Consider the following 12581-nt stretch of genomic DNA (forward strand, 5'->3'; position numbering starts at 1 on the left):
GTATTCTGGTTATTGCTGAGTTTTTGTTTGCTGTTCATGTCCAACAAGGGGCAACTCTATGCTGATTCGAGCACCGCCTTGAGGGCTACTACCGGTAACGAGCTTGCCATTTATTCCGTTGATTATTTGTTGAGAAATCGATAGCCCAAGTCCAAGTCCGTTTTTCTTGGTGGTATGGAAGGGTTCAAAAAAGTTTCCGCTAGAAGGGGAGGTGAAGCCGGGGCCGTTATCATCGACATGAATTAGCAAGGTATTGGCTTGTTGATGGTCGGACTCTCTAATCTCTAACAGAATAGCTAATTGTTTGTCATCTTGTTGTTCCACCGCCTGAATCGCGTTGGTCAGCAGGTTAATGATCACCTGTTCCAGTTGAATGGCGTTGGCGAGCACGCAAGCATCAAAGGTCTCAGGGAGTTCGTTGACCTTAACTCGCTCGCTCTTGAGTTGTGGCTTCATCAGCTCTTTCGATGAATGTAAAACTGGGAGTATTTGTAAGGTGTGTAGCTCTTCCGCAGTAGATTTTTTGGCGAACGAGCGAAGCTGGTGGCTGATTTTCGCCATACGATCAGTGAGTGCCGAGATTCGCGATAGATTGTCATCGACACGATCGGTTTTTTCTTTGGCAAGAAACAATCGGCCGTTGTCGGCATAACTGCGAATCGCGGCAAGCGGGTTATTCAGTTCGTGACTGATGCTCGCTGACATCTGCCCTAGCACTGCTAGTTTGGCGGCTTGGATGAGCTCGTCTTGGGTTTGCCTCAGAACATGCTCGGTTTCGATACGGTGTTTGATCTCAACATGTAACTCCGATGTACGTTCAAGCACTTGAAATTCGAGTTTTTGCTTGGCTTCGGATTGCAGCCTGTCTATCTGTGCTCGTCTTTGTTGTCTATGGTGGTTGAGCTGCATTGTTAGATAAATAATCGCAAAGATTAGGCTCAAAACCACAAGGTAAGCAACCAAGTCCCACCAAACTAAGTGGGTTGGAGAAAATACCCGTATGGTGAGTCTTGGTTCGGCTAGGAAACGCGAAGAACTAAAGAACTGCTCTTGGACGAGTTTGTGTGGCGACTCAATACGACTGGTGGCACTGTCTAAATCGCCGGAGAAGTGCAGGCTTTCTATTTTTGTATCGAGATACTGCCTGCTTTCTTGAATTCGAGTGTGTTGTACTTCGCTTAGCGGCTGAAGGCTTTTGAACAGCCACTCAGGGTTACTCGACATAAATACAATTTGATCTTTATCGTCAGCAACAAAAAAACTCTGTTTGCCTTTCCAACTTGCTTCAATCAGCGATAAATCCATCTTTACGACAATGACGCCAATAATCTCGGCGGCATAGGAGACGGGGTAAGAATAATAATAGCCTCGCTTTCCAGAGGTTGAACCTAGCGCAAAATATTGATTTTCATTGCCAATAATCGCTTCTTGAAAGTAGGGGCGGAAAGCAAAGTTACGACGAATAAAAGAACGCGGTTGATTCCAGTTACTGGCTGCAATGGTGGTGCCGATACTGTCTAGTAGGTAGGTGTCGGATGCTTGAATCACCGAGTTTACGTGCTCTAGATAACGATTAGTGAGTTCGATTTGCGCAGAGTTACTTGGAGAGTGCAGGGCATCGACCAGCTCTTTGTCTTTTGAAAGCAGCTCGGGAATGTGCGCGAACTTATCCAATTGGCTTGAAATATGAACAGAAAAGCGGTCCAGCTTAGATTGATGATCATTTAACAAACTTTCATGGCTCGTGCTCCACACCCAATGACCGCCAAACACCATCAGTAAACTGTATGTGACCATTAACAGTATTGGGATTTTAAAAGCTTGAAACATGAAGGCTCTCCGCTGATTTCTTTGGTAAACAATCAAGCCTGTCTTCTCTCGTTTATGGTAGCAAATAGCGGTAGTTTTTGCTGAAAGCAGAGAGTGAACAGATGGATGTAGGTTAAGGGTTTGTAACGGGGATTGTTGAAAAAGTTATCGACTCTGAGGGGTAAAACAAGAGCAAGATCTCTTTTTAAGGTTTTTAGCAAAAAAAGCCCTCGATTCCCTTGAAAAAGTCGCTATTGTCCCCATTTCTGTTGTGCTAAGTGATGATTTGATCGTTTTTGTATCACTTAGTTGGACGAATTTAGAGCATTCATCATCATGCAGAGGTGAACGGCTCGACAGAGATTAAACAGATCGCTAGAATGTCGCGTCTAAAATTTCTGTCCTGAGGCTAATCGGAGATACCTTTCTTGTTTCTGAAAACAAGCTTTATTGCGTTTTAATCGACGTATGAAGAACGAAGATATCGCTGATTAGTCTGGTGTTTGGTTGAATAATCAATTCAGACATCAATGCTCGATTTTAAATTAGGTGTTCGGATAGAGCACTACACAAGGATGCAGCCAACAACGTCGGCTTTTGAATTAAAGCTAAGTTACGGCTCATATGCTCAGATTACTGAGCCAGTTTTGAGGTTTATATAATGCAAGTTACTGTTGAAACGCTAGAAGGCCTAGAGCGCCGTCTTAATATTACTGTTCCTGCTGCTAACATCGAAGATGCAGTTACAGCTGAACTACGCAACATCGCGAAAAACCGTCGTTTCGATGGTTTCCGTAAAGGCAAAGTGCCAATGAAGATGGTTGCTAAAATGTACGGCAAAGCAGTACGTCAAGACGTGATGGGCGAAGTAATGCAACGTCACTTCATCGAAGCGATCGTTAAAGAGAAAATCAACCCAGCTGGCGCACCTACTTTCGCACCAGTTGAAAACAACGAAGGCGCTGACCTAGTATTCAACGCAACTTTTGAAGTTTACCCAGAAGTTGAGCTGAAAGGTCTAGAAAACATCACTGTTGAGAAACCAGCAGTAGAAGTTAAAGAAGCTGACGTTGAAGAGATGATCGAAACTCTACGTAAGCAACAAGCAACTTGGACTGAAGTTGAAGCTGCTGCTGACGCTGGTTCTCGTGCAACTATCGACTTCGTTGGTTCTATCGACGGTGAAGAGTTTGAAGGCGGCAAAGCTGAGAACTTCCCACTAGAGATGGGCGCTGGTCGCATGATCCCTGGCTTCGAAGACGGTATCGTTGGTAAAACAGCAGGTATGGAATTCGAAATCGACGTAAACTTCCCAGAAGATTACCACGCTGAAAACCTAAAAGGTAAAGCAGCTAAGTTTGCAATCAAAGTAAACAAAGTTGAAGCTCGTGAACTTCCAGAACTAAACGAAGAATTCGTTGCTAAGTTCGGCGCAACTGACGGCGTTGAAGGTCTTAAAGCTGAAGTTCGTAAGAACATGGAGCGTGAGCTTAAGCAAGCTGTTAAGAACCGCATCAAAGAGCAAGCTATCGACGGTCTAGTTAACGAAAACAACATCGACGTACCTTCTGCTCTTATCGATCAAGAAATCGGTGTTCTACGTCAACAAGCTGCTCAACGTTTCGGTGGCAACACTGAAGCTGCTGACCAACTTCCACGTGAGCTGTTCGAAGAGCAAGCTAAACGTCGCGTAGTTGTAGGTCTTCTTCTTGGTGAAGTAATCAAGACTGAAGAACTAAAAGCTGACGACGAGAAAGTTAAAGCTATCATCGAAGAGATGGCTACAGCATACGAAGATCCAACAGAAGTTATTGCTTACTACGAGCAAAACGAGCAAATGATGAACAACATGCGCAATGTTGCTCTAGAAGAGCAAGCTATTGATGCAATCATCGCTAAAGCTCAAGTTTCTGATAAAGAAGTTAGCTTCAACGAGCTAATGAATCAGCAACCTGCTTAATATAGTAATATCTGACGTAGAAGGTTGACGTACGGTCAACAATTCTGCTAACAATGGTCCGTATGATTTAATCATTCGGGCCATTTATTTTAGGGACATAAGAATATGAGCTACCAAGAAAAAAATACAATGCCATCGATTATGGACGCACTAGTTCCTATGGTGGTTGAACAGACTTCCCGTGGTGAACGTTCTTACGATATTTATTCTCGTCTATTAAAAGAACGTATCATTTTCTTAACAGGTCAAGTGGAAGACCACATGGCAAATCTTGTCGTGGCTCAACTGCTTTTCTTGGAATCAGAAAACCCAGACAAAGATATCTATCTTTACATCAACTCACCTGGCGGTAGCGTAACAGCAGGCATGTCTATCTACGACACAATGCAGTTCATCAAGCCAAACGTGAGCACAGTATGTATGGGTCAAGCTTGCTCTATGGGTGCATTCTTACTAGCGGGTGGTACTCCTGGTAAGCGTCACGTGCTTCCAAACTCACGTGTAATGATTCACCAGCCACTTGGCGGCTTCCAAGGCCAAGCGTCTGATATTCAAATTCACGCGCAAGAGATCCTAACGATCAAACAAAAGCTAAACAAACTATTGGCAGAGCACACTGGTCAGCCTCTAGAAGTTGTTGAGCGCGATACAGATCGTGATAACTTCATGTCTGCTGATCAAGCAGTAGAATACGGCTTGGTGGATTCAGTTCTTAATCACCGCGGTCAATAATTGCAGGGCAATTGTTTGACGCAAAGTGATTCAAATTGATATACACTCAAGCATAGAGAGTTAAGGCTAAGAGGTTAGCGAATGACAGATAAAAGCAAAGAGGGTGGTAGCGGTAAACTGCTTTACTGCTCTTTCTGTGGCAAAAGCCAACACGAAGTTCGCAAGTTAATCGCAGGTCCTTCTGTTTACATTTGTGATGAATGTGTCGATCTTTGTAACGACATTATTCGTGAAGAAATTAAAGATGTTCTTCCTAAGAAAGAATCGGAATCGCTGCCAACGCCGCGTGAGATTCGTGAGCATCTTGACGACTATGTAATCGGTCAAGAATACGCGAAGAAAGTGCTAGCAGTTGCAGTTTATAACCACTACAAGCGTTTACGTAATGGTGATACGACAGCTGAAGGCGTAGAGCTAGGTAAGAGTAACATTCTTCTTATCGGTCCTACTGGTAGTGGTAAAACACTACTGGCTGAAACATTGGCTCGTTTCCTAGACGTTCCTTTCACAATGGCAGACGCAACAACACTAACCGAAGCGGGTTACGTGGGCGAAGATGTTGAAAACATCATCCAGAAGTTGCTTCAGAAATGTGATTACGACGTAGCGAAAGCGGAACGCGGCATTGTTTACATCGATGAAATCGACAAGATTTCTCGTAAAGCTGAAAACCCATCAATCACGCGAGACGTGTCTGGTGAAGGTGTACAGCAAGCTCTACTAAAACTTGTTGAAGGTACAGTAGCTTCAGTTCCACCTCAAGGTGGTCGTAAGCATCCACAGCAAGAGTTCTTGCAAGTGGACACGTCTAAGATCTTATTTATCTGTGGTGGTGCGTTTGCAGGCCTAGATAAAGTGATTGAACAGCGTGTAGAAACAGGTTCAGGTATCGGCTTTGGCGCAGAAGTGCGTTCAAAAGATGAAACCAAAACTATCGGTGAATTGTTCACTCAAGTAGAACCTGAAGATCTAGTGAAATATGGTCTGATTCCAGAATTCATTGGTCGTCTACCTGTGACAACAACACTGACAGAGCTTGATGAAGAAGCGCTAATCCAAATCCTATGTGAGCCAAAGAATGCACTTACAAAACAGTACGCAGCATTATTTGAGCTTGAGGATACAGAGTTAGAATTCCGTGAAGATGCTTTACGTGCCATTGCTAAGAAAGCAATGAACCGTAAAACAGGTGCTCGTGGTCTACGTTCTATCTTGGAGGGTGTTCTACTAGAAACTATGTACGAACTGCCATCTTCAACTGATGTAAGCAAGGTTGTGATTGATGAGTCGGTAATTAATGGTGAGTCAGAACCACTATTAATTTACAGCAACTCAGATAACCAAGCAGCTGTTGCAGAGTAGGTCTTTTTTAGACAAGTCACTCAAATTGAAAAAGGAGGTAAGCAATTACCTCCTTTTTTTTATTCTTCCATTGAATCCAGTCGTTTAAGCCCCATATACTGCTTTATAAGTTAAAGCGGAAGAGAGAAATATATGAACTTGGAACGTTCCGAGCGTATCGAAATCCCCGTGCTACCTCTACGTGATGTAGTGGTTTACCCACACATGGTTATTCCATTGTTTGTTGGTCGTGAAAAATCGATTACTTGCCTTGAATCGGCAATGGAAGCTAACAAACAAGTACTACTTGTAGCGCAGAAAGAAGCGGACACTGATGAGCCTTCAATTGACGACCTATTTAAAGTAGGAACTGTCGCTACCATTCTTCAGTTACTAAAGCTCCCTGATGGTACTGTTAAAGTGCTTGTCGAAGGTCAGCAGCGTGCAAAAATTCACCAATTCAAAGAAAGTGAGTTTTTCTTAGCGGACGCAGAATACGTTGTAACCTCAGAACTTGACGAAAAAGAACAAGAAGTGGTTGTTCGCAGCGCGATCAATCAATTCGAAGGCTTTATTAAGCTGAACAAAAAGATTCCACCAGAAGTTCTAACATCTCTGAACGGTATTGATGAGGCAGCTCGCCTTGCTGATACGATTGCTGCACACATGCCACTTAAACTGGTAGACAAGCAGCACGTTCTAGAAATCTTAGATGTGACTGAACGTCTGGAATTCTTGATGGGCCAAATGGAGTCAGAAATTGACATCTTGCAAGTTGAAAAACGCATTCGTGGTCGCGTTAAGAAGCAAATGGAAAAATCTCAGCGTGAGTACTACCTGAATGAGCAAATGAAAGCGATTCAGAAAGAACTTGGCGAGATGGACGACGCTCCTGATGAATTCGAGACTCTGAAGAAGAAGATCGAAGACTCTAAGATGCCTCAAGAAGCTCGTGAAAAAACCGAGCAAGAACTGCAAAAACTGAAAATGATGTCGCCAATGTCTGCTGAAGCAACAGTAGTACGTAGCTACATTGATTGGATGGTGGGCGTTCCTTGGGCTAAGCGTTCAAAAGTGAAAAAGAATCTAGCGAAAGCGGAAGAGATCTTAAACGAAGACCACTACGGCTTAGAGCGTGTTAAAGAACGTATTCTTGAATACTTGGCAGTACAAAACCGTATCAACAAGCTAAAAGGCCCAATCCTTTGTCTTGTTGGTCCTCCTGGTGTAGGTAAAACCTCGCTAGGTCGTTCGATTGCTGCGGCAACGGGTCGTAAGTACACGCGTATGGCACTTGGTGGCGTTCGTGATGAAGCTGAGATTCGTGGTCACCGTCGTACGTACATCGGTTCACTTCCGGGTAAACTGATCCAGAAGATGTCTAAAGTTGGTGTTAAGAACCCACTGTTCCTATTAGATGAGATCGATAAGATGTCTTCTGATATGCGTGGCGACCCATCTTCAGCACTTCTAGAAGTTCTAGATCCAGAACAAAACAACGCATTTAACGATCACTACCTAGAAGTAGATTACGATCTGTCAGATGTTATGTTCGTGGCAACATCGAACTCGATGGACATTCCTGGGCCTCTACTGGACCGTATGGAAGTGATTCGTCTATCTGGTTACACAGAAGATGAGAAGCTGAACATTGCTAAGAGCCATTTACTGGACAAGCAAGTTCAACGCAACGGTCTTAAGCCTCATGAAATTGAGATTGAAGACTCTGCAATCATCGGCATCATTCGTTACTACACGCGTGAAGCGGGTGTACGTAGCCTAGAGCGTGAAATCTCAAAGATCTGTCGTAAAGCAGTGAAGAACATCTTGCTAGACAGCGATCTTAAGTCTGTAACGGTTAACATTGATAACCTGAAAGAGTACTTAGGTGTTCAACGCCACGACTTCGGTAAAGCGGATGAAAGCAACCGTATCGGTCAAGTAACAGGCCTAGCGTGGACTCAAGTGGGTGGTGATCTACTGACTATCGAGACCGAAGCAATGCCGGGCAAAGGTAAGCTAACGCAAACTGGCTCACTTGGCGACGTGATGAAAGAGTCGATTCAAGCGGCAATGACAGTGGTTCGTTCTCGTGCTGAAAAACTGGGTATCAACTCAGATTTCTACGAAAAACGTGACATTCACGTTCACGTACCAGAAGGTGCTACACCGAAAGATGGCCCGAGTGCGGGTATCGCAATGTGTACTGCACTTGTCTCTAGCTTGACGGGTAACCCGGTTAAAGCAGAGGTCGGTATGACAGGTGAAATTACCCTTCGTGGTGAAGTTTTACCTATCGGTGGCTTGAAAGAAAAACTGCTTGCTGCACACCGTGGCGGCATCAAAACTGTACTGATCCCTAAAGACAATGAGCGTGATTTGGAAGAGATTCCAGACAACGTAATCGCTGACTTGAAGGTGATCCCGGTTCAGTGGATTGATGAAGTACTCAAAGTCGCGCTAGAACGAGATCCGTCAGGGGTCGAGTTTGACGTGAAAAAATAGTGATGCATAGCAAAAATAAGTAAAGAATTACGCTGATAGGCCCGAAAAGGCTTGTCAGCGTTTTTTTTGGACGCTAAGTTATTGATCAAAGCGGCAGCCCTTTTGCAATAAGGCTTGCGGCTAAATTAAAACCAAAATGGAACGTACAGTCATCAGAAGTAGTCACAGATGACACATAGGGGAAAAACAGTGAATAAAACACAACTAGTAGAATCAATCGCAGAAAACGCAGACATCTCTAAAGCTTCAGCTGGCCGCGCTCTAGACGCATTCATCGAAGCAGTTGGCACAACGCTACAATCTGGTGACCAAGTTGCACTTGTTGGCTTTGGTACTTTCAGTGTTCGTACTCGTGCTGCTCGTACAGGTCGTAACCCAAAAACTGGTGAAGAGATCCAAATCGCAGAAGCTAAAGTACCTGGCTTCAAAGCGGGTAAAGCACTTAAAGACGCATGTAACTAATTTTCACTGCTGAAACCTCCATTTAAGAGGGGAAGGCAGTAAAATGCGTTTACTGTTTGAAAAATGATGTTTCATTCTTAAACAGTATGTGTACAAAGCACATTGAACTTATTTAAATTATGCGCATCCTACTGATGCGCATTTCTTTTTCTGATAATATCGCGTGAATAGATTTTTATTTTGAAGCCAATGCTTCATATCCGGAGAGCACTTAAATTATGATGGATCGATTACGCGAAGGCGTGAATAGCATCGCGGTAAAAATTATCCTTGGGTTGATTATCCTGTCATTCGTATTCGCAGGTGTAGGCAGCTACATCACCGGTGGCGGTAACAACGCAGCAGCTAAAGTTGGCAACACAGAAATTGCTCGTGGTGAGTTCGAACAGGCTTACCAAAACGAACGTAATCGTATGCAGTCTCAACTTGGCGATTACTTCGCGCAAATGCTTGCAGACCCTGCTTACGTAGAGTCTTTCCGTAAATCAGTACTTGATCGCATGATCAATGACGTACTGCTTGAGCAGCAAGCTGAGTCTCTAGGCCTACGAATCAGTGATTCTCAAATCCGCACCATGATTCTAGAAATGCCTCAGTTCCAAACGGCGGGTCAATTCGACCAAGAAGTTTACCAATCGGCACTACGTCGTGCAGGTTTCAGCGCAGAGAGCTTCGCTGAATACATGCGTCGTGACCTTATGCGCAACCAGCTTGTGACTGCACTTCAAGGCAGTGAATTCGTTCTTCAGGGCGAAATCGATACTCAGAGCAAGCTTATCGCACAAACTCGTGACATTCGCACAGTGACACTGTCTGTTGCTGACCTTGCAAAAGACATCGAGTTAACTGACGAGCAAATCGAACAGTACTACCAAGAGAACCCAGCAGCTTACACTCGTCCAGAGCAAGCTAAGGTATCTTACATTGAGCTTTCTGCTGAAGCGCTTAAGTCTCAGCTTGAAGTAAGCGATGAAGAAGCACAGAAATACTACCAAGAGCACCTAGACAAGTACTCAACGGAAGAGCAACGTAAAGTTAGCCACATCCTAGTTCAAGGCGATGACGAAGCGAAAGCTCAGGCAATCCTAGACGAGCTAAATGCAGGCGCTGATTTTGCTACGCTAGCGGAAGAGAAATCTGACGACTTCGGTAGTGCAGACGTTGGCGGTGACCTAGGTTGGATTGAGCGCGATGTTATGGACCCTGCATTCGAAGACGCGGCTTTCGCTCTTGAGAATATTGGCGATACTACTGGCCTAGTTAAATCTGATTTCGGCTACCACATCATCAAGCTAGACGAACTAAAAGCGTCTCAAGCTCAGCCTTACACTGAAGTAGCGGCAGAGATTAAGACAGAGCTTCTAGACCAACACGCAGTTGATCAGTTCTACGAGCAACAAACTGAGCTAGAAAAAGTAGCGTTTGAATTCCCAGATTCTCTAGTTGATTCTGCAGAAGCTATCAACGCGAAGATCACAACGACAGATTTCATCTCTCAAGTTGACGCTCCAGAAGTTCTGATGACGCCTGCAGTTATGCAAGCTATCTTGAGCCCTGAAGTGAAAGAAGACGGTCTAAACTCGGAAGTTATCGAAGTTGCACCTGAGCACGTAATTGTTGTTCGTGTAGAAGAGACTCGTGATGAGACAGTTCTTCCTCTAGCTGAAGTGAAAGATCAAGTTGTCGCTGCACTGTCTGCTGTACAAGCAGAGCAGCAAGCGGTTGAGCTAGGTGTTTCTCTAGTGAACGAACTTGAGCAAGGCAATGAAGCAGTACTAGCGGACAACAACCTTGAGTTCACTGAACTTGAAACGATTGACCGTAACTCGCCATTAGCGGCATCTGTATTCGCTCTAGCGAAACCAGAAGCAGGTCAAGCTGTGTTCGGTCAATCTAAAGACCAAGACGGTAATATCGTTGTTGTTGAGCTTTCTAAAGTAACGGCTGAGATCAACCCAGCCTACAGCACTCAAATTGGTGCACAGTTGGAGCGAGTTGGTAACCAACAAGACCTGACTAACGTATTAAACGTACTTCGTAAAAACGCAGACGTTGAATACTACGTAGTGGGTCAAGGTCAGTAAGCGTTTGATTACCTCAGTAGCAAGCTCAAGTTAGAGCTTACTACTGAAATCAACACGTGATTGTTAGGCTTTAATTCAGATTTGTGAGCCAACAAACAAGCTGATGAAAATAAGATGTATAACGAAGCGGGTCACTTAGGTGATCCGCTTTATTTTTATCTGGTGATTGTGTTATCTAGCGCGGCAAATGCATAAGTTACGTTTTTTGAACAAAGGAACTATTTATGCGCACGATATATTCAACACTAATTCTTTCATTTCTGATGCTCTTAAGCCCTGCCGTGTTTGCAGACAGCCCAACCAAGGCTGAGGTTTACGAAGGCATTGAGATTACGGTCAACATCAATACCGCGACGGCAGAAGAACTTTCAGCACTATTGGTTGGCGTGGGTGACAAGAAAGCCAAAGAAATCGTCGATTACAGAGATCAGAACGGGGCATTTACTACTGCTGATGATTTGGTGAGTGTCAAAGGGATAGGTGAAGCGACGGTTGAAAAGAACCGCGAAAGAATTCAACTTTGACCCGTTTTTCTACTTGTTAGAAATGAAGCGATAGATATGAAGCCTCCGGCCAATGCACCTGCTAGGTGGGCTTCAATCGCGATACGAGCATTAATCAGTTCACCAGTCGTGCTAGAAGGGCCAATAAGCTGCTCCCAAGCGATTTTAGCGACTAATCCGAATACTAACAGCCAACTAGACTTCCTGCCGTTTAAAGCCTCTCTGAGCGCGAATAAGCCAAACAACCCATGCAAAGTGCCCGATAGGCCAACGTAGATCTGAATACTTGAAAACAACAGAGCGACGCCAGTCACTAAACTGATCACAAGCAAAGCAACAACAAGCTGTTTTTTACTCGGTTGAAACAGGTAGCTGATGATCCACAAGCCTGCTAGATTCATCAGAAGATGCGAGTAGTTGGTATGTGAAAAGTTTCCTGTTAGGATTCGCCACCATTGCCCATCGGCAATCGCATTGCTATCCCAAACGACCCAAGCTTGTATTGGCTCAAATTGGAATAAGACGCATAAAAGTGAAATGAAAATTAAAACAGGGTACACATTAAATCCATGTCTCGTTATTGCCCCCAATGCAGCAAGGCTTTGAAAGCTTGTATTTGTCAGTGGGTTACACCACTCGAATCGAATGTTGAGCTTATCATTCTTCAGCACCCATCAGAAGAGCATCGTCCGATGGGAACAGCGCGTATTCTCTCGTTATCTCTTAATAACAGCGTGACGTTTGTTGGCGAAGACTTTTCAGACAACGAACAACTCAACGCATTGTTGTGCGATGAACAGTATCAACATGTGATTTTATACCCAAGCGAAAACTCTGTTTCAGTTGAGTCGGCGACATCTCCCAATAAGAAGCTGCGTGTGATTTTATTGGATGGCACGTGGAAGAAAGCATTCAAGATGTGGCAAGTATCGAGTAATTTGCATGCGTTGAACACGGTTCATTTACCGAAAGATCTCAAGGGTAATTACCGAATTCGCAAAGCACCCAGTGAAAATAGCCTTTCAACCGTTGAAGCTGGCTATCATTTACTTAGCTTGTTAGAGCGTGATGGCGACTTTAGCCCTTTGCTAACGGCATTTGACCAAATGATTCAGTTTCAAATCAATCAAATGCCGCCGGGCGTGTTTGAGAAAAACTACTTAGATTAAGCCGTTTTAGTAAAGT

Annotated in this window: 10 protein-coding genes and 1 pseudogene; 9 read left to right on the forward strand and 2 right to left on the reverse strand. The window is 44.2% G+C overall.

Annotation, left to right across the window (positions count from 1 at the left end):
* Positions 1 to 9: 9 nt before the first annotated feature.
* Positions 10 to 1830 carry an ATP-binding protein gene (locus ACED41_RS04565; protein WP_017060622.1) on the reverse strand — a complete coding sequence of 607 codons (1821 nt, stop codon included), beginning with the start codon at positions 1828 to 1830 and terminating at the stop codon, positions 10 to 12.
* A gap of 163 nt (positions 1831 to 1993) precedes the next feature.
* Here ACED41_RS04565 and ACED41_RS04570 point away from each other — a divergent pair.
* The 8 genes and pseudogenes from ACED41_RS04570 to ACED41_RS04605 all read left to right on the forward strand — a co-directional run.
* Positions 1994 to 2176, forward strand: a pseudogene (locus ACED41_RS04570) (hypothetical protein); the annotation flags it as partial.
* 294 nt (positions 2177 to 2470) lie between these two features.
* Positions 2471 to 3769, forward strand: coding sequence for a trigger factor (gene tig / locus ACED41_RS04575; RefSeq protein WP_017060621.1), 1299 nt, complete (start codon positions 2471 to 2473; stop codon positions 3767 to 3769).
* Between the two features lie 105 nt (positions 3770 to 3874).
* Positions 3875 to 4501, forward strand: coding sequence for an ATP-dependent Clp endopeptidase proteolytic subunit ClpP (gene clpP / locus ACED41_RS04580; protein WP_004736080.1), 627 nt, complete (start codon positions 3875 to 3877; stop codon positions 4499 to 4501).
* Between the two features lie 81 nt (positions 4502 to 4582).
* The gene (gene clpX / locus ACED41_RS04585; protein WP_009847283.1) at positions 4583 to 5863 is read left to right on the forward strand and encodes an ATP-dependent protease ATP-binding subunit ClpX; all 1281 of its coding nucleotides are present in this window, start codon (positions 4583 to 4585) and stop codon (positions 5861 to 5863) included.
* A 132-nt stretch (positions 5864 to 5995) separates the two neighbouring features.
* Positions 5996 to 8347, forward strand: coding sequence for an endopeptidase La (lon, locus tag ACED41_RS04590; protein ID WP_017060619.1), 2352 nt, complete (start codon positions 5996 to 5998; stop codon positions 8345 to 8347).
* Between the two features lie 168 nt (positions 8348 to 8515).
* Positions 8516 to 8809, forward strand: coding sequence for an HU family DNA-binding protein (locus tag ACED41_RS04595; RefSeq protein ID WP_012604504.1), 294 nt, complete (start codon positions 8516 to 8518; stop codon positions 8807 to 8809).
* 218 nt (positions 8810 to 9027) lie between these two features.
* The gene (gene ppiD, locus ACED41_RS04600; protein ID WP_102429106.1) at positions 9028 to 10893 is read left to right on the forward strand and encodes a peptidylprolyl isomerase; all 1866 of its coding nucleotides are present in this window, start codon (positions 9028 to 9030) and stop codon (positions 10891 to 10893) included.
* Between the two features lie 224 nt (positions 10894 to 11117).
* Positions 11118 to 11417 carry a ComEA family DNA-binding protein gene (locus ACED41_RS04605; RefSeq protein WP_371724549.1) on the forward strand — a complete coding sequence of 100 codons (300 nt, stop codon included), beginning with the start codon at positions 11118 to 11120 and terminating at the stop codon, positions 11415 to 11417.
* Here the strand turns inward: ACED41_RS04605 and rrtA are convergent.
* Positions 11408 to 11956 carry a rhombosortase gene (rrtA, locus tag ACED41_RS04610; protein ID WP_017060616.1) on the reverse strand — a complete coding sequence of 183 codons (549 nt, stop codon included), beginning with the start codon at positions 11954 to 11956 and terminating at the stop codon, positions 11408 to 11410. The two genes, ACED41_RS04605 and rrtA, sit on opposite strands and share 10 nt — an antisense overlap.
* A 9-nt stretch (positions 11957 to 11965) precedes the next feature.
* Here rrtA and ACED41_RS04615 point away from each other — a divergent pair, with 9 nt between their 5' ends.
* Entirely contained in the window at positions 11966 to 12565 is a 600-nt protein-coding gene (locus tag ACED41_RS04615) for a tRNA-uridine aminocarboxypropyltransferase (protein ID WP_017060615.1), read from the forward strand.
* Positions 12566 to 12581 lie beyond the last annotated feature (16 nt).

Origin of the sequence: Vibrio sp. 1F255 (assembly GCF_041439145.1) — a bacterium.
Taxonomy (GTDB): domain Bacteria; phylum Pseudomonadota; class Gammaproteobacteria; order Enterobacterales; family Vibrionaceae; genus Vibrio; species Vibrio crassostreae_C.